Raw genomic sequence first — 26,264 nt, 5'->3', positions numbered from 1 at the left:
CGGCTCACGGCGTGCCGAGAATGGAGACGAAGCTGACCATCTCTCCCGGGTAGCCGCCGAGATTCTGGGTCAGGGCGAGCGAACGTGACCCGAGGGTGGCGATCCGGCGATCGGGCGGCGCGTCGCCACGGAGCTGCAGCCACGCCTCGAACATCATCCGCAGACCGGTCGCCCCGACCGGGTGACCGAAGGACTTCAGGCCACCGTCGGGGTTGACCGGAAGGTCGCCGTCGAGGTCGAAGGCGCCCTCCAGGATGCGCTTCCACGCCGACCCCCGATCCGCCAGCCCGAGATCCTCCATCAGCACCAGCTCGGTCGGGGTGAAGCAGTCGTGGACCTCGGCCATCGCCAGCTCGTCCCGAGGCGAGACGACACCCGCCTGGGCGTAGGCCTGCGCCGCGGAGGCGGCCACCTCCGGGAACGTGGTGTAGTCGTATCCCGGATCCATCAGCCCCGAGCCGTCACCGGAGACCAGCGCCAGCGCCTTGATCAATACCGGACGGTCGGTGTAGCGGTGCGCCTCCTCGGCGGGGACCACGATGGCTGCGGCCGCGCCGTCGGCGACGCCCGCGCAGTCGAACACCGACAACCCACCGGCGACCGCGGGCATCGCGCACAGCTTCTCGACGGACATCTCCCGGCGGAACTGAGCCCTCGGGTTGCGGGCCCCGTTGGCGTGGTTCTTCGCGGCGACCCGTGCCAGCACCGTGCGCATGTCGGCGTCGCTCACCCCGTACGCACGCGCGTAGGCGGGCGCGACCATGGAGAACATGGCGGCGGCGGTGAGCGTGCGCTGGGTCCCGTCGCCGGGTACCGGAAAGGCGTTGAGCCCTTGGTAGCCGCCGTCCTTGACCTTCTCCACGCCGACCGCCATGGCCACGTCGCAGGCACCGGCGGCCACCGCGTACGCGGCCTGGCGCAGCGCCTCGGACCCCGTCGCGCAGTAGTTCTCCACCCGGGTGACCGGCTTGTCCTTCAGCCGGAGCGGGCGGGACAGCGTCATGCCGCTCATCCCGGACTGTGCCGTGCCGAGCCAGTAGGCGTCGACGTCGTCCTTGGCCACACCGGCGGACTGGAACGCCTCATCGGTCGCGGCGAGCAGCAGCTCGTCCACGCCCAGGTCCCAGTGCTCGCCGAACCGCGTGCAGCCCATGCCGACGATGGCGACCCGATCCCTGATCCCGTGTGCGGCCACGTCAGCGTTCCCCCGTCTCGGCCCGGAGCGGCCGTGCCTTCCAGAAGTAGTTGTGCACGCCGTCGGCGGTGAACAGCCTGCGGAAGGTCATCTCGACCCGGCCGCCGATCCGGAGCTCGTGCTCGTCGACGTCGGTGAGCTCCACCGGCAGCCGGCCGCCGCCGTCGAAGTCCACGACCGCGAACACCACCGGTGGGCTCGGCGAGTAGGCCAGCCGGTCCACGGTGAACGTCACGATGGTGCCCGCCGCCGCGGCCATGGGGCTGCGCGCCTGGTCGAGAGAGGACGGCGGCAGCCGGATCATGCCGTCCTCCCCCGCCGAGCCGACGAAGCCGAACTTCCAGTCGCGGTTGCGCCAGGCCGCCGGGGCCGACGGTCGCGCCGGCTCGGGGCGGCGGGGAGGTTCCACCGGAAGCATCCCGCGCCAGGCGAGGTAGGTGCCGTAGCCGACCGGCGCGCCCGCGGCGAGCTGCCCGGCCACCGGCCGAACCGGTTGGTACCGCGGCAAAGCCGAGGTCGTCCGCAGTACCGCGACGTCGACGCCGTCGGAGAGCGTCACCAGCAGGATGATCTGGTCGGGCCGCGCGCTCTCCAGCTCGGCGGCCAACAACAGTGCCGGCTGCGCGGCGCCGACGTTGCCGACTCGATCCGCCAACCGGTCGCGAACCTGTCCGGCGGCGACTCCCGACGCGCCCGCGACCGCCTTGGCCGCGCGGTCGGGCAGGCCGGCCACGATGAGGGCGGACACCTGGCCGGGTCCGAGCGCGGCGTCCTGGAGCGCCAGCTTGACCGCCTCGGTGCCCAGCTCGGCGTAGCGGGTCGCACCGAATCGCTCCTCCCACAGCTTGGCGGCCGGATCCCCCGGGGTACGCCAGCGGTCGAGGAACTCCTCGGTCACCGAGGTCCACGCGACCAGTTCGGCGAGCACCGGCCCGTCCGCGTCGGAACCGACGAGCAGAGCCGCCGCGCCGTCGCCGCCGGCGGCCTCGTCCGGACCGCCGGGCAGACCGGTGCGAAGGTCGGCGGCGACCACGACGGAGGGACCGTCGCCGTCGAGGGCGGCCCGCAGCGCACCCATCGCGGACCGCACCGATCCGACCGTGTCGTACGCCGCGGCGGTGCGGTCCAGCCCGAGCGCCGCGTGCACGGCCGTGGCGTTGGTCTTGTCCAGATAGGCGGGTTCGGTGGTGGTGAACCACAGCGTCCGGGGCGCCACGTCGGACCGGCGCAGTGCGAGCCGCGCCGCCTCGACGCCCATCGTCGTGCTGTTCTCGTCGTATCCGGCGACCGTTCGGGTGCCGGTGCCACCGCCGCTTCCGGCCACCGGTGGGATGGTCGCCCGATCCAGCCGCCGGTAGGGCAGGTAGGCGCCCCAGCCCAGGATTCCACGCATGACGCGATCCTACCGCCGACTTTTATAATGTATCTAATTTACAACCTGTAGGCTCGCTCACGTGACCACGAGCAAACCCCTGGACGGCGTGCGAATCCTTGCCCTGGAACAGATGCAGGCGCTTCCGTACGCGACGCAACTGCTCGCCCGGCTCGGCGCCGACATCGTCAAGGTCGAGCCGCCGGGCGGCGACTCCGGTCGTGGCTCGCTGCCGGCGATGACCGATCCGGCTGGACGGCCGGTCGGTGCCACGTTCCTGCGCAACAACTTCGGCAAACGCAGCGTCTGTGTCGACCTGAAGGATCCGCGGGGCCGTGACCTGATCCTGCGGCTGGCGCCCCGGTTCGACGTGATCGCCGAGAACTCCAAGCCGGGCGCCATGGATCGCCTCGGGGTCGGCTACCGCGACATCGCGTCGGCACATCCGGCCGGCATCTACGTGTCGGTGTCCGGCTTCGGCAACACCGTTGCCACGCCCTACCGTGACTGGCCGGCCTTCGCCCCCGTCGTCGAGGCGATGTCCGGGATCTACGAGATGAAACGCGCCGACGGCCAACCACCGCTCGTCGCCCCGGTCGGCGCGCTCGGCGACATCGGCGCGGCACTGTTCGCGACCGTCGGCATCCTCGCGGCGCTGCGGCACCGCGAGGCGACGGGCAGTGGGCAGTACGTGGACATCGCGATGTTCGACGCGGTGCTCGCCATGACCGACATCGTCACGAACTTCTGGTCGATGGGCCTGCGCGGCGGCGACCTCGGCCCCGTCATCATGCACGGGTTCCGCGCCCGCGACGGCTGGTTCGTGCTCCAGGTCGGGCGCGAGGCGCACTTCGCCAAGCTGGTCGCGCTCGTCGGTCACCCGGAGTGGACGACCGACCCGATGTTCGCCACGCGCCAAGGCTGGCTCGACCACCTGGAGGACGTCCTGCGGCCCGCGGTGGAGAGCTGGGCCTCGGACCTGACCAAGGTGGAGGCATGCCAGGCCCTCGGCGCGGCCGGACTCGCAGCCGGACCGTGCCTCACCGACGAGGAGGTCGTCGCCGACGAACACGTCGCCGCGCGGAACATGCTGGCGGCGCTACCGCGCACCGACGGCGTACGGCAGCCGGTCCTCGTGCCGGGCAACCCCGTCCGGCTGAGCGCGGTCACCGCCGAACCGGAGCGCCGGCCCCCGTGGCTCGGCGAGCACACCGACGCGGTCCTCGGCGAGGAGCTCGGCCTCACCCCCGCCGAGCTGCGGCTCCTGCGCGCGGAAGGTGTGATCGCATAAGTTAGAAAATATACTTAATACTTCATCTTGTGTGCTCGTCGAGTCTGCTGTTCACTCGTTACGAAGGAGTTGTGAGGAGCATCATGAACGCCGAAGACATGATCATGATCAGCGTCGATGACCACGTCGTGGAACCGCCCGACATGTTCGACGGCCACATCCCGGACAAGTACCGGGACCAAGCGCCCAAGGTCATCAAGCTGGACGACGGTTCCGACGTGTGGACGTTCAACGACGCGATCATCCCCAACATCGGTCTGAACGCGGTCGCCGGCCGTCCCAAGGAGGAGTACGGCATCGAGCCGACCGCCTTCGACGAGATCCGCCCCGGCACCTACGACATCCACGAACGCATCAAGGACATGAACGCGGGCGGCATCCTCGCGTCGATGAACTTCCCCTCGTTCCCGGGCTTCAGCGGCCGCCAGTTCGCCTCCGCGAAGGACAAGGACCTCGCGCTCGCCGTGCTGCGTGCCTACAACGACTGGCACATCGACGACTGGGCCGGCACCTACCCCGGCCGGATGATCCCGATGGCACTGCCGATCCTGTGGGACGCCGACCTCTGCGCCGACGAGGTCCGCAGGGTGGCGAAGAAGGGCTGCCACTCGCTCACGTTCACCGAGAACCCCGCGACACTCGGGTACCCGAGCTTCCACGACGAATACTGGGATCCTCTGTGGACAGCGGTGTGCGACGAGCAGGTCGTGGTGTCCATCCACCTCGGGTCGTCCGGTCAGCTCACCATGACCGCGCCGAACGCACCCATCGACGTGATGATCACCCTGCAGCCCATGAACATCTGCCAGGCCGCCGCCGACCTGCTCTGGTCCCGAGTGATCAAGAAGTTCCCGGGCATCAAGTTCGCGCTGTCCGAGGGCGGTACCGGCTGGATACCGTACTTCCTGGACCGGGTCGACCGGACCTATGACATGCACCATCTGTGGACCGGTCAGGACTTCGGCGGCAAGCTGCCCAGCGAGGTGTTCCGCGAACACTTCCTCACCTGCTTCATCTCCGATCCGGTCGGCGTCAGCCTCCGAAACCTGATCGGCATCGACAACATCGCCTGGGAATGCGACTACCCGCACTCCGACTCGTCCTGGCCGACTGCGCCGGAGGAGCTCGCCGCGGTCGCCGACGGCGTGCCGGACAGCGACCTGAACAAGATCACCTACGAGAACGCCATGCGGTGGTACTCGTTCGACCCGTTCGCGCACCGGGCCCGGGAACAGTGCACGGTCGGCGCGCTGCGCGCGGAGGCGGGCGACCACGACGTCAGCATCAGGTCCAGGGACAAGGGCCGGTTCGAGCGGTCGAACAGCGTCGAGATCGGCAAGCTGGCCGGCAGCGCCACGGCCTGACCGCCACGGTTCGTGATCTCGTCACCCCTCCCGCTCCCACCGGCGAGATCACGAACCGGCCTCGGCCACGTCCTCGAACATGCCTCGCTGGCGGAACAGCGCCACGACGACGTCCCCCTGGCGCCGCAGCATGGTCGCGTACTCGCGTTCCGCCGCTTCGGCGTCGCCCTTCCGGATCGCCGAGAATATCGCCGTCACGCCCCTGCGACCGATGGTGTCGGCATCGGGCACCAACTCGAAGAAGTTGCCCGGCACGATGTCGGTCATCTGCCGTAGCACGTTGCGCAGCCGTGGCGAGCGCGACGCGTCCACAATGGTGCGGTGGAAGTCGAGGATCAGCTCGTGCAGGCGAGCGGCGTCACCGGCTTTGGCGACCTTGACGATCTCACGCTGGATCGGGGCCAGCTGCGCCACCAGCACGTCCCCCTCGCGCTCGACCGCACGGCGCACGGCAAATCCGTAGAACAGACCGTACAGCTCGTAATGGTCGCGGACCGACAGCTCGTCGAGCGCGTTCACGAACACCCCGCGGTGCGGGACGATCGTCATCCAACCTTCGCGCTCGAGCGCGATCAGGGCCTCACGAACCGGGATGCGCGAGACGCCGAGACGCTCGGCGATCGCGTCCTGCGGTACTCGTTGCCCCTGGCGGAGAACCCCGTCGAAGACGAGCCGGCGAACGTACAACCGCGCCTGCTCACCGCTGCTCATCCGGGCCAGGTAGCGACTGGGACTGGGTAGCTGGTCATCGGCCGCTCCGTCGGATTCGGAGACAGCCGGTCGACGGCGCGGGATCGTGCTCACCTGCCCGGTTCGGTGGGCGACCCTCCGTCGCCCGGTTTCCCAAGAAGATACCAGCCGGATCGGCGGAGATCCCGCAGGCGACCGCCGACACGGGATGATCGACCGCCGCGCCGCCACGCGTCGGCGATCATTCGGCGTTCGTCGGGTCCGGCAGCTCGAGACCGAGCAGCCGAATGGCGTTGCCCCTGGCGATCTGGTTGATCGCGGCCTGGTCGAGATGTCCGAACTGCATGGCGGCCGCCTCCCGCGAGTGCGGCCAGGTGCCGTCCTGGTGCGGGTAGTCGGTCTCGAACAGCACGTTGTCCAGCCCGACCTTGTCGAGCAGCTCGACCCCCACCTGATCCTTGAAGAAGCAGCTCATGATCTGCCGGCGGTAGTAGGTGGACGGCGGCTCCGGGCAGTTCTCCTGTCCCTTCGCCCAGCCCCGATGCGTCTCCCACACGTCGTCGATCCGCTCGAGCAGGTAGGGGATCCACCCGATCTGCGCTTCGGCGTACAGCAGCTTCAAGCTCGGGAACCGGTGCAGCACTCCGGAGAACAGGAAGTCGGTCATGCTGGCGACGCTGTTGCCGAAGATGATGGTGGCACCGACTGCGCCGGGGGCGTCCGCGGACGTCTGTGGCGTCTTGGTGCCCGATCCGATGTGCATGCACACGACCGTGCCGGTGTCCATGCAGGCCGCGAAGAACGGGTCCCAGTAGCCCGAGTGCAGGCTGGGCAGCCCGAGGTAGGCCGGCAGCTCGCTGAACGCCACCGCACGGACGCCGCGCGCCGCGTTGCGCCGGACCTCGGCGACCGCCAGCTCGACGTCCCACAGCGGCACCAGGCACAGCGGGATGAGCCGGCCGCCGCTGTCGCCGCACCACTCCTCGACCATCCAGTCGTTGTACGCCTCGACGCACAGCTTCGCCAGCGCGCGATCCTTACCCCACAAGAAGATCTGGCCACAGAACCGGGCGTAGTTCGGGAAGCACATCTGCGCCTGGACCCCGCCCAGGTCCATGTCGGCCATCCGCTCGGCCGGGATCCAGCACCCGGGCCGCATGTCCGCGTAGGAGACGCCCTCGTTGGTCACCTCGTCAGCGGGGTAGCCCGCGGCGGCGATGTACCGCTTGATCTGGTTGCGGGTGTCCTCGTAGACCCACCAGGCCACGTCCGGCCCCTCGGTGCCCGGGGCCTCCACGTACTTGCCGTCGACCAGCTGGACCTCGCCGGCCGGCGCGTGCACGATCCGCGGGCCGGCGTCCCGCAGCCGTGCGGGGAGCCGGCTGCTCCACAGCTCGGCCGGCTCGACGACGTGCGCGTCCACGTCGACCAGCGGGGGGATCCTCGAGAGCCGTTCGTCTAGCACGTCCTGGCGAACAAGTCCTTCGGTCATGATCCACTCCCGATGTGTATAAACAATCTTATATAAATGCTATCCGACGGAGAGTGCCCTGGCGAGCCCGTGCGCACCATCGACCGCATACTTGAGATTTGAGACAATATGAAGGTGACTCGTACGAGGAGCCCTGTGACCACACTGTCGAGCGACCTCCCGCTCCCGCCGCCCGGAGACACGCTGCACCGGCGGACGAGCGGGGAGCAGACCGTGCAGTACATCCGCCGGCTCGTCTTCGACGGCCGCCTGCGGCAGGGCGACCGGGTACCGCAGGACGAGATCGCCCGGGCGCTCGGGGTGAGCCGCATCCCGGTGCGCGAGGCGCTGCTGTCGCTGGAACGCGAGGGCTGGGTGACCATCAAGCCGCACCGGGGCGCGTACATCGGCGCGCTCGACGAAGCCGTGGTACGCGACCACAACGCGCTCTACGGCCTGGTCTACGGGTTCGCCGCGCGCCGGGCCACCGAGCGCAGCACCCCGGAGATGGTGGCCAGGCTGCGGGACATCAGTGCCGAGCTCGGCAAGCGGGACGATCCCGCCGACGTGGCCAGGCTGAACCACGAGTTCGACCGGCTGATCATGGACGCGGCGAGCTCCCCGCGCCTGCGTGCCGTCGCCCGCGCCATGGTCGGCATCGTGCCGGGCAACTTCTTCGCGCTCGTGCCGGGCGCGATCAAGGTGGAGCGGGCCGGCAGCCGCGCGATCCTGGCCGCGGTGCGCGCCAAGGACCCCGAGCGCGCGGCCGAGGCGTACGCGCGGAAGCTCGACCAGCAGGGTGCGCTGGTGGCCGAGCTGTTCACGGCACGCGGGCTCTTCTCGGCCACCGGGGCCGAGAACGGCCGGCCGACGAACGGCGCCGGGCCGGCCGGCACCGCGACACCCACCGCGACACCCACCCCGCCGCTCACCGCGGGCCGAACCGCTGGCCGCCGTCCAACCGGATCGTCTGACCGTTGAGCATCGGGTTCCGGACGATCGCCTCGACCAGCCAGGCGTACTCCACCGGCCGGCCCGCCCGCTTGGGAAAGGCGGCGTCGTTGGTCAGGGCGGCGACGAGGTCTTCGGACGCCCCCTCGAGCAGGCCGGTGGCGAACAGGCTCGGCGCGATGGCAAGCACCCGGATGCCGAGGCTGCCGAGATCGCGGGCCATGGTCAGGCTCATGCCCGCGATACCGGCCTTGGCCGCCGAGTAGGAGACCTGGCCGATCTGCCCCTCGAACGCGGCGATCGAGGAGGTGTTGACGATCACGCCGCGTTCGCCGTCGCCGTCCGGCTCGTTCTTGCTCATGTGCCACGCCTGCAACCGGTTCAGGTTGAAGGTGGCCACCAGGTTGAGCTCGACGATACGGCGGAACTCGCTCAGCGGGAGCGGCCCGTGCCGGCTGATGATCCGCTTGCTCGTCCCGCCGCCGGCGGTGTTCACCGCGATGTGCACGGCTCCGTGGGCCTGGACCGCCGCGTCCAGCGCCGCCTCGGTCCCGGTCTCGTCGGTGACGTCACACGGGTGGAAGCTGGCGCCGATCGCCGCCGCCGCCTCCGCGCCCTTGCCGTTCGGCAGGTCCAGGACGGCGACCGTCGCGCCGCGCTCGGCCAACAGCTCGGCGCTCGCCCTGCCCATGCCCGAACCGCCGCCGACCACCACGGCGACCTTCCTCGCTGCGTCCACGCCCGCGCCTCCGGCTCGATCAACCCGATCTGGTCTGATATTTTATCTTAGATATATATACAGGATAGGGGTGCCATGCGAGTTCTCAACGGCGTCGACGAGGTGCGGGCCGCGGCCGGCCAGCATCTCGGCTACAGCGACTACCACGCCGTGACCCAGCAGGACATCGACACCTTTGCCGCGCTCACCGGCGACGACCAGTGGATCCACGTGGACACCGAGCGGGCCAAGGACGGGCCGTTCGGCGGGACGATCGCGCACGGGCTGCTGACGCTCTCGCTCGGGCCGAGACTGGTCCGGTCGATCTACCGCATCGACGGTATGCAGATGAGCGTCAACTACGGGTACGACCGCATCCGCTTCCCCGCGCCGGTGCCGGCCGGCGCGAAGATCAGGGTCGGCGCCGCGCTGGAGGGGGTCGACGACGTGTCGAGCGGCGTGCAGGTCAGAGTCGGCTTCACCTGGGAGATCGAGGGAGCGCCCAAGCCCGCGTGCGTCGCCACCATGCTGCTGCGGTACACCGTCTGAAGTGGACAAGGCGGGGGCCGGCCGGTCAGCCGAACGCGCCGTCCTCCGCCAGCCGGGTGATGCGTTCGGTGTCGAAGCCGAGCACGTCCCGCAGGATCTCCTCGCGGTGCTGGCCGGCCGACGGAGCGGGCGAGGACGCGGCGGGCGGAGCCGCCCCGGCCACCCGGGCCGGGAAGGGAAGCTGGTCGGCGACCAGCCGGCCGGCGGGCTGCCACGGCATCCGGTCGACGAACTGCGGGTCGTCGGCGAGGGTGGCCGGGGTGTTCACCGGGCCGATCGGGACGTCGTGGGCCAGGCCGAGCCCGACCCACTCCGCCGTGGTGCGGGTGGCGAAGATCGACGCGAGCTCGTGCCGCAGGGCCAGGTTGCCGCGGGCGTGGTCGGCGAGCCGCTCCCCCGGGTACGTGTCGAACAGGTCCGCGCGCCCGACGGCCGAGCAGAAGTTCTGCCAGAACTTCTGCTCGGAGGCCATGAACAGCACGTGCCCGTCGCTGGAGCGGTAGAACTGGTAGCGCACGCCGTCCGCCATGCCGCCGGTGCCCGGCGGTCGCCGCTCGTAGCCGTCCGACGGGTTGCCGGTCACCTCCTCCGGCGGCCGGGTGTAGGCGCGATGGGTCTCGCTGCGCAGCCAGTCGAACGCGGCGGCCGCATCGGACTGCGCCACCTCCAGATGGCAGCCGGTGCCTGTCTCCCTGGCGCGCAGCACCGCGGCGAGCAGGGCCACCGTGCCGAACAGCGGCCCCGCGGTGATGCCGACCGACGTGTGGTCGGGAATGGACGGCAGACCATCCGGCCCGGGCTCCGGGGCGACGGTGCCCGCCCAGGCGTCGTAGGCGATGCCGTGGCTCGGCAGGTCACGGTAGGGACCGGTCATGCCGTAGCCGGACACGGTGCACAGCACGACCTTCGGGTTGGCCGCACGCAGCGTCGGGTAGCCGAGCCCCCGCCGGTCGAGACTTCCCGGCCGCATCGCCTCGACCACCACGTCCGCCCGCGCCACCAGGGCCAGGAAGGTCTCCCGGCCGGCCGGCGAGCGCAGGTCCAGCACGATGCTGCGCTTGCCCCGGCTGATGTGCAGGTGCAGCAGGGAGTCGCCGCGCACGATCGGCCAGCTCATGGACCGGATGTAGTCACCGCCCGGCGGTTCCACCTTGATCACGTCGGCGCCGAGGTCGGCCAGCGGCGTGGACACCGCGCCGGGCCCGAGCATCGAGCACTCCACCACCCGCAACCCGGACAACAACGCGGTTTCCGCTGACACCGACACACCTCCGGGATCGACCAGCCCAGCAGTCCGATTTGATATCATATCAATGATATGACCACACCTCGGGTAGGTCAGGGAGGAGGGGACGTGCTGCGGTACCGGACGTTGTCCTATGAGGAGGTGGGCGCGGTCGCCTGGGTCACCTTGAACCGGCCCGAGGTGCACAACGCCTTCGACTCCGTGATGATCCGCGAGCTGCACGAGTGCTGGCGCGCGTTGCGGGACAACGACGACGTCCGGGTGGTCGTGCTGACAGGCGCCGGTGACAAGGCGTTCTGCACCGGGCTGGACCGCACCGCGGCGGCGGTGGGCGAGGCCGACCGGCCGCGGGACATCGGCCAGCGCGGCGCGACGCCGCTGCACCTGGACGATCCGGGCGACCTGCTCCCGCCCAAGACCGCCGGCCAGCTGTGGAAACCGGTGATCGCCGCCGTCAACGGGATGGCCTGCGGCGGCGCGTTCTACCTGCTGGGTGAGGTCGAGTTCATCATCGCCGCCGAGCACGCCACGTTCTTCGACCCGCACACCACCTACGGCATGGCGGCGGTGTTCGAGCCGATGCTGATGCTGCAGCGCATGCCGCTCGGGGAGGTCATGCGCATGACGCTGATGGGTTCGCACGAGCGGATGAGCGCGCGGCGCGCCTACGAGGTCGGCCTGGTCCAGGAGGTCGTGCCCGCGGCCGAGCTGCACGAGGCGGCGCGGCGCGCGGCCGAGGCCATCGCGTCCCAGCCGCCGCTCGCGGTCCAGGCGAGCGTCCGTGCGGTGTGGTACGCCCAGGAGCTGGGCCTGCGGCAGGCCCTCGACGTCGGCAAGACACTGGTCCAGCTCGGCACGGACCAGGACTCGCTCGCCGAGGGCCAGCGCGCCTTCGCCTCCGGCCGCCGGGTGGACTGGCGGCTGCGCTAGCGACCGGCTCAGGCGCCGAGCACGTCGACCACCACGGCGCTCGCCTGGCCGCCGCCGGCGCACATCGCCGCCACCCCGGTTCCGCCACCGCGCCGCCGCAGCTCGTGCACGAGGGTGGTGAGCATCCGGGCGCCGGTGGCCGCGATCGGATGTCCCAGTCCGCAGCCGCTGCCGCCGGTGTTGACCAGCTCCGGGTCGATGTCGAGCAGCCGGACGCCCGCCACGGTCACCGCCGCGAACGCCTCGTTGATCTCCCACAGCGCGACCTCGGCCGCGCCGACCCCGGCCCGCCGCAGCGCCTTGCGCACGGCGCCCACCGCGGCGAGGCCGGTGCTCGCCGGCTCGACGCCGACCGAGGCCCACCCCCTGACCACGGCGAGCGGTGTCAAGCCCGCGCGGTCGGCCAGCGAACCGCTGGCCAGAGCCAGGGCGGCGGCCGCGTCGTTGATGCCGCTGGCGTTGCCCGCGGTGATGGAGAAGCCGTCGATCTCCGGGTGCAGCGGCTTGAGCGCGGCCAGCCTCTCCAGGGACGTGTCCCGCCTCGGCTGCTCGTCGAGGACGAACTCGACCCGGCTCCCGTCGACGCCGCGGGCCAGCACCGGGACGATCTCCTCGTGGAACCGGCCCTCGTCGATGGCGGCGAGCGCCCGCTGGTGTGACCGCAGCGCCCACGCGTCCATGTCCTCCCGGCTCACGCCGGCCAGCCGCGCCGCGCTCCAGCCCACCGTGATCGACATGTCGTCGTTGGGCGCGTCCGGCGTCGGCGGGTGGGTCGGGCTCAACCACGGGTCGACCCACTCGTCGCCGGTACCGGGTACCCGCCACCGGCTCTGCGGCATGGTGGACGTCGACTGCACGCCGCCGGCGACGATCGCGTCGTCCATGCCCGCCCGGATCGAGGCCGCCCCGGCGGCCACAGAGGACAGTCCCGACGCGCAGTGCCGGTTGACCGCGAGACCGGGCACATCGACCATGCCGGTCGTGATCGCGGCATAGCGGGCGAGATCGCCGCCACCGTAGAGCGACTCGCCGAGGATCACGTCGTCGAAGCGCTCGGCCGGCAGGCCGCTGCGGCGCACCGCCTCACCTACGACGGCGTCCGCGAGTTCCATCGCGCTCGTTCGCGCGAGCATTCCCTTGCCAGACCTGCCGATCGCGGTCCGGCAGGCTCCGACGACCACCGCTTCATTCATGAATCAAATATATATGATTGGTCATAGTGACTGCTATGCTCCTGAGCGTGACATCGCCGTCGACCGTCATCGCCCGACAGCGCATGGTGAACATCGGGACCACGTCGCCGGGGCACCGGGTAGCCGCGGACCTGTTCCTCCCCGCCGCGGGGCACGCACGGCCGATCGCGTTCTGCTGCCTGTCCGGCGGCGGCATGTCCCGGCGTTACTGGGACCTCACCCCCGACACGTACAGCTTCGCCCGGTGGGCGGCCGAAAGGGGCTTCCCGGTCATCAGCGCCGACCACCTCGGCACCGGCGGGTCCACCCTGCCGCCCCGAGCCGCCGCGCCGCTGCTGGGCGAGGTGGTCGCCGCGAACGACGCCGCGTTCCGGATCCTGCTCGACGAGCTCCGGCTCGACCTCCCCGGCCTGCGCAGCGTTGGCGTCGGGCATTCCATGGGCGCCACGCTGACCGTGCGCCAGCAGGCCGCCCACGGCACCCACGACGCCGTCGCCCTGCTCGGCTTCGACACCAGGGGCCTGCCCGAACACCTGCCTCCGGAGGTCCTGGCCGCCGGCACCCCCGACGACGACCGCATCGCGGAGCTGACCCTGCGGATGTTCGGCTCCGCCTACCCGGTGCTCCCCCGCGGCGGCACCGTCGGCGGTGACGTTCACCGCGAAAGCATCGCGACACCGGTTCGGCAGGCGTTGGACGCGGCCGCGACGGAGCTGTTCGGTGCCGGTGGGCTGCTGTCCATCCTGCCCGGCAATGTCGCCGCCGAGGCCGCGCGACTGCGGGTGCCGGTCCTCGTGGCGAACGGAGCGCGCGACCCCCTCCTGACCGGGCCGCGGGCAAGCGCCGAGCAGTACCCCGCCGCCGCGGGTGTCGCCACCGTCGTGCTGCCGGACACGGGCCACAACCACAACGTCGCGCCGACCCGCCACCTGCTGTGGCGGGAGCTCGCGCGCTGGGCGGAGTCGGCACTTTCGCCCTGATCGGCACTACCACACCGAAGATCGACAGCGAGGAGGCAACGATGCCCGGATTGAGTCGACGACGGTTCCTCGGCGCCACTGCGGGAGCCACCGTGGGTGCGGCCGCGGCGGCGGGGATCTCGAGAACGGTGGCCGCCGCGTCACCGGCCACGTCCGCACCACGCACCGACCTGCGACGCCGCGTCGTGGTGATCGGCTCCGGGTTCGGTGGCGCGGTGACCGCGCTGCGGCTGACCCAGGCCGGCATCCCGGTGCTGCTGCTGGAGCGCGGCATCCGGTGGCCAACCGGTCCCAACGCGGAAACCTTCACCCGCATGTTCTCGCCGGACCAGCGCAGCGCCTGGCTGCGGACCTCGCCGGTACTGACCGGCGCGCCGCCCGCGGTGTTCGCGCCCTTCACCGGCATCCTCGACCGCATCGACGGCGACGGGGTGGACATCCTCTGCGGGGCCGGTTACGGCGGCAGCTCCCTGGTCTACCACGGGATGACGCTGGAGCCGACCGAGGCCGTCTTCGCCCAGGTGCTTCCCCAGCTGAGCTGGGGCGAGCTCCACCGGACCTACTACCCGCGCGTGGCCAGGATGTTGCGCCTCGCCACCATCCCCGACGACGTGCTCGGCAACAGTCGATACCTGTCCAACCAGGTCTTCGTCGACAAGATCAGGGCCGCCGGCCTGTCGCCCTCCCGGATCCCCATGCCGATCGACTGGAACTACGCGCGCGCCGAGCTCACCGGCGCGGTGAAGCCGTCCTACACCACGGGCGACGTCATCTACGGGGTCAACAACGGCGGCAAGCAGTCCCTCGACGTCACCTACCTCGCCGCCGCGGAGGCCACCGGGCTGCTCGAGGTGGCGACCCAGCACGTGGTCAACGGCGTCGCGCTGAACGCGCAGGGCAAGTGGGTGGTGTCGGCCGACCGGATCAACACCGGCGGCACCACTCTCGAGCAGAAGGTCATCACCGCCGACGCGCTGTTCATGGGAGCCGGGGTGGCCGGCACCAACCGGCTGCTGATGCGGGCCAAGGCGCACGGCACCATCCCGAACCTGCCCGACGGGCTCGGCACCCAGGTCGGCACCAACGGCGACCGCATCTACTCGTGGTCGGACCCGTCGGTGAACACCGGCGCGTTCCAGGGTGGCCCGGCCTGCGTCGGCGTGAAGGACTGGGCCAACCCCAGCACGGCGCTGACCATCGTGCACGGACCCATTCCCATTCCGGTCGAGGCGCATCTCATGTCGGTGATCGGCTACGGCGTGACCCCGGTGCGGGGCGCCTTCCACTACGACACGGCGAAGGACGACGCCGTGCTGAACTACCCGCACAACGCCGAGACCGAGCTGAACCTGGCCATCAAGAACAAGATCAGCCAGATCTTCCCGTCGGGGACGCTGACCGACACGACCGACGTGGACGCGACCACGTTCCATCCCCTCGGCGGTGCGCCGCTGGGGTCGGTGTGCGACCAGTACGGACGGGTGCGGGGCCACCGGGGGCTCTACGTCATGGACGGCGCGCTCATCCCCGGCAACACCGCCGCGTGCAACCCGTCGATGACCATCGCCGCGCTGGCCGAGCGCAACCTCGACACGATCGTGCGCACCGACGTGGGCACCGTCTTCTAGCGGTTCGTCCTGGCGCCCGCCGAGTTCGGGCGCCAGGACGTCGGTCCGATGTGGACGGTCAGCGGCGTTCGAACGTCACGCCGCTGCTCTCGAGGCGCCACGTGGCCGGCGTGACGCCCTCCTCGCGCAGCTGCCGCTTGAGGATCTTGCCGAGATCCGTGCGCGGCAGGTCGGCGCGGAACTCGATGTAGCTGGGCAGGGCGAAGTACGGCACCCGGTCGAGGCACCAGCGGAACAGCGCCTCCTCGGTGAGGCCCGCACCCTCCCGCACGACCAGGGTCACCTTGATGTCGTCCTCGCCGAGCGGGCTCGGCACCGCGTGCACCGCGAGGTCGACCACCGCCTCGTGCTTGGCGAACACCGCCTCCAGCTCGGCGCTGGACACGTTCTCGCCGCGGCGGCGCAGGTAGTCCGCCTTGCGGTCCAGGAAGTACAGGTAGCCGTCCTCGTCGACGCGACCGAGGTCCCCGGAGTGGTGCCAGAGGTCGCGGAAGGTGTCGAGGGTGGCCTGCGGCCGGCCCCAGTAGCCGTCGTAGAGCAGGTCGGCCTTTCGCGGCCGGGCGACGATCTCGCCGCGCTCGCCGACCGGCACCTCGTTGTCGTGCTCGTCGAACACCCGCACGTCCCAGTACGCGGAGTTGATCACTCCCGCCGCGCCGGGCTTGTTCTTCGTTCCCGGCGGCAGCAACGAGAGCAGGCTCGCCTCGGTCGTGCCGTACCCGCCGTCGAAGGGCCGGATGCCGAACCGCTCGCGCCACCGCTGGGCGACCCCTTCCGACACCGGGGCGCCGGAGATGAACCGCAGCGTGGTGTTCGCCGTGGCGTGCCCGGACCGCGGCATCTCCGGCCGGTCGTCGTCACCGGCGAGCAACGGCAGCATGCTGCCCAGCGTGCTGGCCATCGTGGCCTCGACGCGGTTGATCTCCGGCCAGAACCTCGACACCGAGAACTTGCGGTGGATCGCCGCGCGGCCGCCGGCGACGAGGGTGCCGACGAGGGCGATGGCGTAGGCGTTGAAGTGGAACAGCGGCAGCGGCGTCCACACCACGTCCGCCGCGGTCCGCTGCCACTGGTAGGCGATCTGGCGGGCCACGGTGACGGTGTAGTTCTGGTTGAGCATGCAGCCCTTGGACGGCCCGGTGGTGCCACCGGTGTAGATGAGGATGTTCAGGTCCGTGGAGCGCACGTCGGGCGCGCCGGTGGCGGGGTCGGCCGACATCGCCTCGTCCCAACCGTGCCAGGCCACCGACCCGGAGCTCTCCTGGCCCGCGCCGGCCACGATCACGTGCTTCAGCGTGTCGACGTGGCCGGCGACGGCCCGCACCCGGTCGGCCAGGTCCTCGTCGACGACGACCACGCCCGCCCCGGAGTCGGCGAGCTGGTGGTGCAGGTAGTCGCCCTTGAACGCGGTGTTGACCGGCACGGCCACCGCACCCGCCTGCATCGCCCCGAACAGGGTGAGGACCGCGGCGGAGGAGTTCACCGTCAGGGTCGCCACCCGGTCTCCCTTGGCGACCCCGTATCCGGCGAGGGTGGCGGCCATCCGGCGCGCCGCCCGGTCGAGCTGGGCCGCCGTCCACCTCTCGCCGTCGACATCGAGTAGCTCACTGTCCGGATCGCCCTCCAGCCGGGCCCGCAGCAGGTCGGGCACCGTCCACTCGTCCCTGTCCGTCCACACTGGAAGGTTGTGCTGGTCACCCATCGTCGCGTGCCAATCCCTCGTCCTGGTTGGTTGACTCGTCCCGCGCGGTCACGCCGGGTCGAAGCGGAGCCCGGCTCCGCGCGTGCCGAACACGTCGATGCTCATCCGGTCGCCGAGCTCGGCCGCCTCCCAGCGGCGCCCGCCCGCGCTGACGGCCGTGCGCTCGCGCCAGCCCTGCATCCAGATGACGCGGTCCTCGATCGACCGGAACACCTGCCCGGTCACGTACTGCGCCTGGTCGCTGGCGAGCCACGCCACCAGTGGCGAGCTGTTGGCCGGGTCCATCGGATGCCACTCGTCGTCGGCGAGGTCGTCCGGCTCGATGACCTCACCGGCACCGGGCATGGTCGCGGTGATCCTGGTCAGCCCGGACGGCCCGACGGCGTTCACGGTGACGCCGCTGCGGTGCAGCTCCAGGGCGAGGGTCAGGGTGAGTCCCACGACGGCGGCCTTGGCCGACGCGTAACCGGTCTGGCCGAAGTTCCCGCCGAGCCCGGCGCCCGAGGTCGTGTTGACGATCCGGCCGGTGCTGCCCGGCGTGGTCTTGGCCCGCTGCCGCCAGTACCGCGCCGCGTGGTGGCACGGCGACCACGTGCCCGCGACGTGTACCCGGAGCACCGCGTCGAAGTCCTCTCTGGACAGGTTCCACACGGCGGCGTCCCGGACGATGCCGGCGTTGTTGACCAGGATGTCCAGGCCGCCGAAGGTGTCGATCGCGGTGCGCACCAGGTCGCCTGCCAGCTCGTGGTCGGCGACGTCGCCGTGGTGGGCCACCGCGGTACCGCCGCGCTTCTCGATCAGCCCGACCGTGGTGTCCGCGGCCCCGTCGGTGCCCGCCGCCTCTCCCCGGACGCTCCCACCGAGGTCGTTGACGACGACCTTGGCACCCTGCTTGGCCAGCTCGAGTGCGTGGGCCCGACCGATGCCGTGCCCGGCTCCGGTGACCACGGCGACCTTTCCGTCCAACAGACCCATGTCCACCCCGTTCGGTTCGAGTGCGATCCTGTGTTCCTATAGATTGATACTTTATATAAGATGGCACCCGAAGGAACAGTCATCGCGGTCCCAAAGGAGCGACCATGGTCGAGTTCGATCCGTACGACTGGGCGACCTGCGTCGACCCCTACCCGGTCTATCGCGAGCTGCGTGACTCGGCGCCGGTGTACCGCAACGAGAAGCTGCACTTCTGGGCGCTGTCGCGATACGACGACGTCGTGGCGGCTCACCTGGACCCGGAGACGTACCGCAGCAGCGGCGGGGTCACCATCGAAGGGCGGGAGGCCGCGGCCCCGATGCTCATCGTCAAGGACCCGCCCGAGCACACCTGGCACCGCAAGCTGGTGAACAAGGTGTTCACACCCCGGCGGATCGCGACGCTGGAGCCGTTCATCCGCGCGCGCACCGCGGAGCTGCTCGACCGGGTCCAGAACAAGGACGAGTTCGACGTGGTGACGGAGTTCTCCGTGCTCCTGCCGCTCGACGTGATCAGCGAGCTCATCGGCATCCCGGTCGAGCTCCGGCCGGAGGTCCACGACCTCAGCAACCGCCTGTCCCTGCGCGGCGACGCCGACGATCCGACCAATGCCAAGGAGTACGCGGAGGCCGGTCTGGGTCTGCTCCAGCTCTATCTCGGGCTGGTGCAGGAACGTCACCGCACCCCGCGCGACGACGTGATCACCCAGCTGATGGAGGCCGAGGTCGTCGACGAGTCGGACGGCACGGTCCGCAAGCTCGGCGACGAAGAGGTCGCGATGCGGTTCATGGAGCTGGGATTCGCCGGCCACGAGACGGTCGCCCTGCTCATCCCGAGCGCGCTGATCGGCCTGCACCGGTACCCCGACCAGCGGCGCGAGCTCGTCGCGGACCCGAGCCTGCTGCCGAACGCCGTCGAGGAGTTCCTGCGCTGGGACCCGCCGTCGCACCTGCAGGGGCGCACCACCTCTCGCGACGTGGAGCTGCACGGGGTGACCGTCCCGGCCGGCGAGAAGGTCATGCTGCTCACCGCGGCCGCCTCGCGCGACGAGCGGGCCTACGACGACCCCGACCGGGTCGACGTCCACCGGGCGACCAAGAAGCAGCTGGGCTTCGGGGTCGGCCCGCACGTGTGCCTCGGCGCGGCGCTCGCCCGGCTGGAGACGCGCATCGCCATCGAGGAGTTCCTGGCCCGCTTCCCCGACTACGGCATCGACGAGAGCCGTGCCGTGCGCCGGGTCCAGACCAACGTCCGCGGGCTGAGCGAGCTTCCGCTGCTCCCCCGGAGCGCATGACAGTCCCGCACGTCCCCTTCTGATCGGAGTTCGGTCATGGCTGAGCTGAGCCTCGCCGGTCGCAATCTCTTCGTTCTCGGCGCCTCCTCCGGCATCGGTCGCGGTGTCGCGCTGGCCGCGGCGGCCGCCGGGGCCAACATCGCCGTCGTCGGGCGGCGTGGCAACCTGCTCGACAAGGTGGTCGCCACGGCCGGACGCGGCACCGCGGTGGTCGCGGACCTGAGCGACCCCGGCGAGTGCGACCGGGCCGCGGCGGAAGGTGTGCGGGCTCTCGGCGGGCGGGTGGACGCCGTTCTGCACGCCACCGGAACGTCCCCGCTGATGCCGATCGCGCGCGCCGGGGCCGAGATGTGGCAGACCGTCATGGCCACGAACGTCATCGCGCCCTCGCTCGTCACCAAGGCAGTGCTGCCCGCGCTGGCCGACCACGGGATCGTGACGTTCATGTCCTCGCGGGCGGTCGGCCACCCCTACCAGGGCATGGGCGCCTACGCCGCCAGTAAGGCCGCCCTGGACCACACCCTGCTGAGCTGGCGGCTGGAGAACCCGGAGCACCGCTTCCTCCGCATCGAGGTCGGCGACACCAGCAACACCGACTTCGCCCGCGACTTCGACCTCGAGGTGATCGCCGAGCTGTTCCCGCAATGGGTCTCGCACGCGGTGATGACCGAGCACCGGATGGACGCCGAGGACCTCGGGGCGCTCATCGCCAAGGTGATCGGCCACTGCCTCGACCACCCGGAGATCGCCATGCACAACGTGGTGCTGCACCCCGTGGGCGGCCCGCGGATCGGCGGCCAGGAGGAACTGGTCGCCGGGATGCAGGCGGCCGTCGCGGCGAAACGCGCCGCCGCGGCCGCCGCAGCCGCCGAGTAGCACCAGACCGATCAACGCGTTCATCCCGAAGGGACAGTCATGGAGGACATCCTCGGCTACGCCGACCGGCACGTCGTGGTCACCGGTGCCGCGTCCGGAATGGGCGCCGCCACCGCCCGGATCCTGGTCGACCTCGGCGCGCGGGTGACCGCGCTGGATCTCAAGCCGACCACCGCTCCCGTCGACCGCACGCTGGAGGTGGACCTCCGCGACCGGGCCGCGATCGAGCAGGCGGCGGCGACGATCGAGGAGCCGGTGCACGCGTTCTTCGGCTGCGCCGGTCTCCCCGGTCCGCCGTTCTCCGGAGTCGACGTCATGTTGGTCAACTTCGTCGGTGCCCGCCACCTCGTCGAGCTGCTCGTGCCCGGGATTCCGTCCGGCGGCGCCGTCGCGGTCGTCGCCTCCAACGCCGGAATGGGCTGGCAGCAACAGCTTCCGCAGCTCATGGAGCTGGTGACGGCGGACGGTTTCGACGCCGGGCACGAGTGGTGCGAGCAGCACAAGGAACTGCTGGAGACCCAGGCGTACGCGCTGTCCAAGAAGGTGATCAATGCCTGGGTGGCGTTCCGGGCGGCGACGCTCATCGCCTCCGGGGTGCGGCTCAACTGCATCAACCCGGGCCCGACCGAGACGGCGATGATGCCGTACTTCGAGAACTACGCGGGCAAGGAGGTACTCGACGCCTACCTCGGGCCGATCGCCCGCCGCTCCACGCCCGACGAGCAGGCCTGGCCGCTGGCGTTCCTGAACAGCCCGCGGTCCAGCTTCGTCAACGGCGAGTCGGTGACCACCGACGGCGGCTTCCTCGGGGCGGTGCTCACCGGGCAGGTCAAGCTCGGCGCGCCCGCGAGCAGCGCGGAGCGGTAGCCCGGCCACGGAACCCGAGGCCGGCCGGATCACGCGAGGTGGTCCGGCCGGCCTCGTCTCACGCGCCGTACGCCACCACCTTCGTCTCCAGGTACTCCTCGAAGCCGGGGACGCCCATCTCCCGGCCGATGCCGCTCTGCTTGTACCCGCCGAAGGGCATGTCCGGGCTGTAGTACTGGCCGCCGTTGACGTTGACCGAGCCGGCCCGGATCCGCCGCGCGACCCGCCGGGCCCGGTCCTCGTCGCCGCTGTTGACCTCGCCGGCGAGGCCGTAGACCGAGTCGTTGGCGATGGCCACCGCCTCCTCCTCGTCGCCGAAGGGGATCACGGTGAGCACTGGTCCGAAGATCTCCTCCTGGGCGATGGTCGCGCCGGGGTCGACGTCGGCGAACACCGTCGGCTCGACGAACCATCCGGTGGGCAGCTGTTCCGGCCGCCTTCCGCCGGTGACCAGCCGTGCGCCTTCGGCCACGCCACGCTCGATGTAGCCGAGCACCCGGTCCTGCTGGGTCCGGCTGATCAGCGGTCCCATCACGGTCTTCTGGTCGGTGGGGTCGCCGTACGGGATCGCGGCGAGCGCCCCGGTCAGTGCCGCCAGCACGCCGTCGTAGCAGCCCCGCTGCACCACCAGCCGGGTGTTGATCGCGCAGCCCTGCCCGGCGTGCCAGACCACGCCCAGGCCGGCCCGGGCGGCCCGGGCCATGTCCGCGTCGTCGAAGATCACGCTCGCCGACTTGCCGCCGAGCTCGAGGAAGACCTTCTTCACGGTGCCGGCGGCCGCGGCCATCAGCCTGCGCCCGGTCGCCGTCGAGCCGGTGAAGGAGACCATGTCCACCCGGGGGTCCTCGGCGAGCAGCTGCGCCACCACGTTGTCCGACGTCGGGACGACGTTGAACACGCCGGCCGGGATGTCGGTCTCCTCCGCGACGATGCGCCCGACCGCGGTGGCGGTCCACGGCGTGTCCGGCGCCGGCTTGAGGATCACCGTGTTCCCGGCGGCCAGCGCGGGGACGACCTTCGCGAGGTTGATCTGCATCGGCGCGTTCCACGGCGTGATCGCGGCGACCACCCCTACCGGCTCCCGGCGCACGATCCGGTGCGACCTGCCCATCGGGCTCTCGGTCACCCCGTGGTCACGCTCCCACTCGTACCGCTCGGTCAGCTCGATCACCCAGGGGGCCAAGGCGATCGCGGCGTCCAGGTGCGGTCCCTTCGTGAGCGACACGGGCACGCCGGCCTCGGCCACGGTGAGCGCGCGGAGCTCCTCGCGGTGCCGCTCCAGCCCTTCCTGCAGCTGGCGCAGGCAGTGCACGCGGAACGTCACGTCGGTGGACCATTCGGTGGTGTCGAAGGCGTCCCGGGCCGCCGTGATAGCGGCCGCCATCTCACCGCGGCCCGCGTCGGCGGTCACGCCGAGCACCTTCTCGGTGGCCGGGTCGACGTTGTCGAACGTCCGGCCGTCCGCCGCCTCGATCAGGTCACCGCCCACCAGCATGCGGGCCTCGCTCCACAGCCTGTCGTTACTCGCCATGACGCTCTCCACTCACCGATCTGTTGACATGTAAGGCCGATAAACCCGCGCTGGCGCCGGGAATCCGGTGGGCGCGCGACGCGACGTCGGGCATGAGCGTGTGGCACGAGCCGTCCACGATCGCGATGTCTCCCGCGACCGAGACCCGGTCCAGATCCACCGCGTCGCCCCCGGCGATGTGACACGCCCGCCGCAACACGATCGCGGCTTCCGCGACGTCTGCCGGGAAGTCCGCGCGCAGCAGGGAGCCGAAGCCAGGTGCCGCGATGTCCACACCGGACCAGGGTGGCGGGCCGGTGATGGCCGTCCCGTCGAGTCGCCACTCCAGCAACGGGGTCCCGTCCCGCCGGAGCCAGGCCACCCGGCGCCGGCCCGCCGGCGGGCTGACGCCGACCTCGTACTCCAGCGGCGCCGGATCGAGGGCGTGCCGCACCGCGAGCAGCGCCAGGTCGAGCAGGTGGGTGCAGTGGCCGGAGCGATCCGCTGCCCACCGCCTCAGGTCGCCGGCCTCCTCGAGCGAGAGGCCGGCCAGCCGTGCCACGCCGCGCACGCCCACGACGCACGTCGTCCACGGCAGACGGTGCCCCTTCGGCAGTGCCGCGAGGACCGCCGTCCCGTCGTGCACGAGGTCGAGGGCAAGATGATGATGGGTGTCCGCCATCTCGGCGTGCACCACGCCGGCACGAACGGTCGCCGCACCGGTCCACCGCCGGTAGGTCGCCTGGTCGCCGGGCATCGCGCCTCCCCATCGAAGCAATCAAGAATAATATATATATGATTTGATCGTGAACCAAGCGTGCATACCAGGAGAAGGGAGCCGGGCATGGTCGCGCTTCCGCTGGTGACCGAGTTCAACCGGTTCTACTGGACGGCCGGTGCCGACGGCGTGCTGCGGCTGACCCGGTGCACCGCCTGCGGCGCGCTGCTGCACCCGCCCGCACCGGTCTGCGGCTACTGCCGCGCCCAGGACACCCGGGTCACCGAGGTCGAGCCGACGGGCGTGGTGGTCGGCTACACCGTCAACCACCAGCAGTGGCAACCGGACCTGCGCACGCCGTACGTCATCGCGTCGGTCGCCCTCGACGCCGACCCGAGGGTCCGGCTCACCACCAACATCGTGGGCTGCCCGCCGGACGACGTCCGGATCGGCATGCGCGTCACCGCCCGGTTCGCCCGGCACGAGGACGTGTGGCTGGTCCTGTTCACGCCGACCGGCGAACCCGACCAGGACGAGCTGCCCGTCGACGACGTCGACCCGGAGCAGGTCCGCCGCCTGATCCGCCCGATGGCCGGTGTCGAGCGCTACGAGGACAAGGTGGCGATCACCGGCATCGGCATGACCCCGCCCGGTCGCCGGCTGATGACCGACCCGCTGGCGCTGGCGACGAGGGCGTGCCTCGCGGCGGTCGAGGACGCCGGGCTGACCCTGGACGACGTCGACGGCCTGTCCACCTATCCCGGCCGGTCGCCGGTGGGCGGCTTCTCCGAGGGCGGCGTCACCGCGCTCGCCGACGCCCTGGGGCTGCGCCCGACCTGGTTCAACGGCGCCGAGGAGACGCCCGGCCCCGGCGGCTCGCTGGTGACGGCGATGCTCGCGGTGGCCTCCGGACTGTGCCGGCATGTGCTGTGCGTCCGGACCGTGTGGCAGTCCACCTACACGGAGCTGCTGCGCACCGGCCGGGCCGAGGAGCCCGGCGGGCGGGTCGGCCCGCCGATGGACCTGACGGCACCGTACGGTGCGCTGTCCGCGGCGAACGTGCTCGGCGTCAACGCCTCGCACTACCTGCGCCGCTACGGCGCCTCGCGCGAGACGCTCGGCTGGATCGCGCTGACGGCGCGCGCCAACGCGGGCCGCAACCCGGACGCCCTCTACCGCACCCCGATCACCATGGCCGACTACCTGTCCGCGCGGACCGTCAGCACGCCCTTCGGCCTGCTCGACTGCGATGTGCCGTGCGACGCCTCGGTCGCCGTCGTCGTCTCCGCCGCGGAGACCGCGGGTGACCTGCGGCAGCGGCCGGTGCTGGTCGAGGCGGTCGGCACGCAGATCACCGAGCGGCTCGCCTGGGACCAGAGCACGCTCACCCACGAGCCACAGGTCCTCGGCCCGGCCGCGCACCTGTGGAGCCGCACGCAGCTGCGCCCGGGGGACGTGGACGTGGCGCTGCTCTACGACGGGTTCACCTACAACGCCCTGTGCTGGCTGGAAAGCCTCGGGTTCTGCGGCATCGGCGAGGCAAAGGACTTCCTCGACGGCGGCCGGCGAATCGCGCTCGACGGCGAGCTGCCGCTCAACCCGCACGGCGGGCAGCTGTCGCACGGGCGCACCCACGGCTACGGGTTCGTGCACGAGGCGGTCACCCAGCTGCGCGGCGCGGCCGGCGCACGCCAGGTGGCCGGCGCGCGGGTCGCGGTCGTCTCCTCGGGCGGGTTGACCCCGGCGAGCTGCCTGCTGCTCACGTCGGGCTGAGGTCGGCCAGCAGCGCCGAGATGTCGCCGTCGGGCGAGAGCAGGCGCACACCGGGAAAGTCGCTGATGACCACGGGAAGCATCTCGAGCTTTCCCTCGACGACCAGGACCACGTCCACGCGGCCGAGGTACCGCGGCGAGCGGAGCGTGGTCAGCAGGGCCGCCGTCGTCCAGCCGACCGGGCTCGCCCGGACCATGGCGACGTCGGGCACCCGGCCGCCCTCGAAAAGCTCCCGCAGCAAGGAAAGGACGGTGCGCCCCTCCTGCGCGTCGACGACCGTGACGACCAGGTCACCCGCGGCGCGCAGCGCGATGGCCATCAACTCGATGCGAGTCGGGTCCTCCTCTATCACCAGCATCAGCCGGTTCGTCTCGACCATCGCCGCTCTCTCCGTAGTTGTGGCCGGGGATCAGCCGTCCTCGGCGGTAGCCACCACCGGGACCGGCCGCCACGACGCGGCCAGCAGTGCCGCCGCACCGAGCAGACCTACCGCCGCGACGAGCCCGCCGACCACGCCGGCGAGCCGCAGGCCGAGCGCGGCGTCCACGGACAGCCGGCCGGGCCCCGCGATCGCCACGGCCACCGCGGACACCGCGATGAACAGGACGTACTCGTAGCCGTCCCGGAAGACGAAGAACCCGTTGGACCGGTGGGCGACCACACCCGCGACGGCCATGACGCCGACGACGCCGGCGGCGGCCAGCGGGGTGAGCGCACCGAGCAGGATGGCCACGCCGGCGGCGATCTCCACGAGCGTGCTCGCCCACGCGTGCACCCGGGCCGGCCGCAGGCCGATGCCGGCGAACCAGCGCGTGGTGCCGTCGATCCCGCCGGGTCCCCAACCGTGGTTCCATCCGTGCACGATCATGGTCCCGCCCAGCACCACCCGCACGAGCAACAATGCGATGTCCACCGATGTCATGGCAGTTCCGCCTCCCCGGCGTCAAATGTCGTGGTTACGTTGGGGGAAGGA

The 26,264-nt window shown here is 71.1% G+C and carries 24 protein-coding genes; 11 read left to right on the top strand and 13 right to left on the bottom strand.

Annotation, left to right across the window (positions count from 1 at the left end):
* Positions 1-4 precede the first annotated feature (4 nt).
* Together VGD70_RS28815 and VGD70_RS28810 are read right to left on the bottom strand one after the other, a co-directional pair.
* Positions 5-1,195: an acetyl-CoA acetyltransferase gene (locus VGD70_RS28815; protein ID WP_331086822.1), complete on the bottom strand. Its 1,191-nt coding sequence runs from the start codon at positions 1,193-1,195 to the stop codon at positions 5-7.
* Position 1,196: 1 nt separating this feature from the next.
* Positions 1,197-2,588, bottom strand: a complete 1,392-nt coding sequence (locus tag VGD70_RS28810; protein ID WP_331086820.1) for an OB-fold domain-containing protein — start codon at positions 2,586-2,588, stop codon at positions 1,197-1,199.
* 61 nt (positions 2,589-2,649) lie between these two features.
* On the opposite strand from VGD70_RS28810, the gene VGD70_RS28805 reads away from it, so the two are divergent.
* Positions 2,650-3,858 (top strand): CoA transferase, encoded by a 1,209-nt coding sequence (locus VGD70_RS28805; protein WP_331086818.1) that lies wholly within the window; start codon positions 2,650-2,652, stop codon positions 3,856-3,858.
* Positions 3,859-3,941: 83 nt separating this feature from the next.
* Positions 3,942-5,222 carry an amidohydrolase family protein gene (locus VGD70_RS28800; protein ID WP_331086816.1) on the top strand — a complete coding sequence of 427 codons (1,281 nt, stop codon included), beginning with the start codon at positions 3,942-3,944 and terminating at the stop codon, positions 5,220-5,222.
* A 48-nt stretch (positions 5,223-5,270) separates the two neighbouring features.
* Here VGD70_RS28800 and VGD70_RS28795 read toward each other — a convergent pair whose 3' ends face one another.
* Both VGD70_RS28795 and VGD70_RS28790 read right to left on the bottom strand, forming a co-directional pair.
* Positions 5,271-5,933 carry a GntR family transcriptional regulator gene (locus VGD70_RS28795; RefSeq protein ID WP_331086814.1) on the bottom strand — a complete coding sequence of 221 codons (663 nt, stop codon included), beginning with the start codon at positions 5,931-5,933 and terminating at the stop codon, positions 5,271-5,273.
* Positions 5,934-6,153: 220 nt separating this feature from the next.
* The gene (locus tag VGD70_RS28790) at positions 6,154-7,404 is read right to left on the bottom strand and encodes an amidohydrolase family protein (RefSeq protein WP_331086812.1); all 1,251 of its coding nucleotides are present in this window, start codon (positions 7,402-7,404) and stop codon (positions 6,154-6,156) included.
* Positions 7,405-7,539: 135 nt separating this feature from the next.
* Here VGD70_RS28790 and VGD70_RS28785 point away from each other — a divergent pair, with 135 nt between their 5' ends.
* Positions 7,540-8,364, top strand: coding sequence for a GntR family transcriptional regulator (locus tag VGD70_RS28785; protein ID WP_331086810.1), 825 nt, complete (start codon positions 7,540-7,542; stop codon positions 8,362-8,364).
* Here VGD70_RS28785 and VGD70_RS28780 read toward each other — a convergent pair.
* Complete coding sequence (locus VGD70_RS28780; protein WP_331086808.1) at positions 8,312-9,073, bottom strand: SDR family NAD(P)-dependent oxidoreductase; 762 nt, start codon at positions 9,071-9,073, stop codon at positions 8,312-8,314. The genes VGD70_RS28785 and VGD70_RS28780 overlap by 53 nt on opposite strands.
* A 75-nt stretch (positions 9,074-9,148) precedes the next feature.
* Between VGD70_RS28780 and VGD70_RS28775 the strand changes: the two genes are divergently transcribed.
* Positions 9,149-9,601: a MaoC family dehydratase gene (locus VGD70_RS28775; protein WP_331086806.1), complete on the top strand. Its 453-nt coding sequence runs from the start codon at positions 9,149-9,151 to the stop codon at positions 9,599-9,601.
* A gap of 25 nt (positions 9,602-9,626) precedes the next feature.
* On the opposite strand, the gene VGD70_RS28770 is transcribed toward VGD70_RS28775, so the two are convergent.
* Positions 9,627-10,862 carry a CoA transferase gene (locus tag VGD70_RS28770; protein ID WP_331086805.1) on the bottom strand — a complete coding sequence of 412 codons (1,236 nt, stop codon included), beginning with the start codon at positions 10,860-10,862 and terminating at the stop codon, positions 9,627-9,629.
* 93 nt (positions 10,863-10,955) lie between these two features.
* On the opposite strand from VGD70_RS28770, the gene VGD70_RS28765 reads away from it, so the two are divergent.
* Entirely contained in the window at positions 10,956-11,777 is an 822-nt protein-coding gene (locus VGD70_RS28765; protein ID WP_331086803.1) for an enoyl-CoA hydratase/isomerase family protein, read from the top strand.
* Between the two features lie 8 nt (positions 11,778-11,785).
* Here the strand turns inward: VGD70_RS28765 and VGD70_RS28760 are convergent, their stop codons facing one another.
* Positions 11,786-12,970 (bottom strand): thiolase family protein, encoded by a 1,185-nt coding sequence (locus tag VGD70_RS28760; protein WP_331086801.1) that lies wholly within the window; start codon positions 12,968-12,970, stop codon positions 11,786-11,788.
* A 47-nt stretch (positions 12,971-13,017) separates the two neighbouring features.
* Between VGD70_RS28760 and VGD70_RS28755 the strand changes: the two genes are divergently transcribed.
* Both VGD70_RS28755 and VGD70_RS28750 read left to right on the top strand, forming a co-directional pair.
* Entirely contained in the window at positions 13,018-13,950 is a 933-nt protein-coding gene (locus VGD70_RS28755) for a hypothetical protein (protein ID WP_331086799.1), read from the top strand.
* Between the two features lie 41 nt (positions 13,951-13,991).
* The gene (locus tag VGD70_RS28750) at positions 13,992-15,578 is read left to right on the top strand and encodes a GMC oxidoreductase (RefSeq protein WP_331086798.1); all 1,587 of its coding nucleotides are present in this window, start codon (positions 13,992-13,994) and stop codon (positions 15,576-15,578) included.
* Positions 15,579-15,636: 58 nt separating this feature from the next.
* On the opposite strand, the gene VGD70_RS28745 is transcribed toward VGD70_RS28750, so the two are convergent.
* Positions 15,637-17,256: an AMP-binding protein gene (locus tag VGD70_RS28745; protein WP_331086796.1), complete on the bottom strand. Its 1,620-nt coding sequence runs from the start codon at positions 17,254-17,256 to the stop codon at positions 15,637-15,639.
* 72 nt (positions 17,257-17,328) lie between these two features.
* Positions 17,329-18,255 (bottom strand): SDR family NAD(P)-dependent oxidoreductase, encoded by a 927-nt coding sequence (locus VGD70_RS28740; protein ID WP_331086794.1) that lies wholly within the window; start codon positions 18,253-18,255, stop codon positions 17,329-17,331.
* A 104-nt stretch (positions 18,256-18,359) separates the two neighbouring features.
* Between VGD70_RS28740 and VGD70_RS28735 the strand changes: the two genes are divergently transcribed.
* From VGD70_RS28735 to VGD70_RS28725, 3 genes are read left to right on the top strand one after another with little or no spacing between them, the layout of a single operon-like run.
* Entirely contained in the window at positions 18,360-19,547 is a 1,188-nt protein-coding gene (locus VGD70_RS28735) for a cytochrome P450 (protein ID WP_331086792.1), read from the top strand.
* A 36-nt stretch (positions 19,548-19,583) separates the two neighbouring features.
* Positions 19,584-20,423, top strand: a complete 840-nt coding sequence (locus VGD70_RS28730; protein ID WP_331086790.1) for an SDR family oxidoreductase — start codon at positions 19,584-19,586, stop codon at positions 20,421-20,423.
* 39 nt (positions 20,424-20,462) lie between these two features.
* Complete coding sequence (locus VGD70_RS28725; protein ID WP_331086788.1) at positions 20,463-21,290, top strand: SDR family oxidoreductase; 828 nt, start codon at positions 20,463-20,465, stop codon at positions 21,288-21,290.
* Between the two features lie 58 nt (positions 21,291-21,348).
* On the opposite strand, the gene VGD70_RS28720 is transcribed toward VGD70_RS28725, so the two are convergent.
* Both VGD70_RS28720 and VGD70_RS28715 read right to left on the bottom strand, forming a co-directional pair.
* A complete protein-coding gene (locus VGD70_RS28720) occupies positions 21,349-22,821 on the bottom strand; it encodes an aldehyde dehydrogenase family protein (RefSeq protein ID WP_331086785.1) in 1,473 nt (490 codons plus the stop codon).
* Positions 22,811-23,557: a hypothetical protein gene (locus VGD70_RS28715; RefSeq protein ID WP_331086783.1), complete on the bottom strand. Its 747-nt coding sequence runs from the start codon at positions 23,555-23,557 to the stop codon at positions 22,811-22,813. Before VGD70_RS28715 ends, VGD70_RS28720 begins: the two co-directional genes overlap by 11 nt.
* Positions 23,558-23,644: 87 nt before the next feature.
* Between VGD70_RS28715 and VGD70_RS28710 the strand changes: the two genes are divergently transcribed.
* The gene (locus VGD70_RS28710; protein ID WP_331086781.1) at positions 23,645-25,291 is read left to right on the top strand and encodes a thiolase C-terminal domain-containing protein; all 1,647 of its coding nucleotides are present in this window, start codon (positions 23,645-23,647) and stop codon (positions 25,289-25,291) included.
* On the opposite strand, the gene VGD70_RS28705 is transcribed toward VGD70_RS28710, so the two are convergent.
* A complete protein-coding gene (locus VGD70_RS28705) occupies positions 25,278-25,670 on the bottom strand; it encodes a hypothetical protein (protein ID WP_331086779.1) in 393 nt (130 codons plus the stop codon). The two genes, VGD70_RS28710 and VGD70_RS28705, sit on opposite strands and share 14 nt — an antisense overlap.
* A gap of 30 nt (positions 25,671-25,700) precedes the next feature.
* Complete coding sequence (locus tag VGD70_RS28700) at positions 25,701-26,213, bottom strand: DoxX family protein (RefSeq protein ID WP_331086777.1); 513 nt, start codon at positions 26,211-26,213, stop codon at positions 25,701-25,703.
* Between the last annotated feature and the right edge of the window lie 51 nt (positions 26,214-26,264).

The organism is Actinophytocola sp. (assembly GCF_036402745.1).
In the GTDB taxonomy this organism is placed as follows: domain Bacteria; phylum Actinomycetota; class Actinomycetes; order Mycobacteriales; family Pseudonocardiaceae; genus Actinophytocola.
This window is presented reverse-complemented; position numbering and strand designations above follow the sequence as displayed.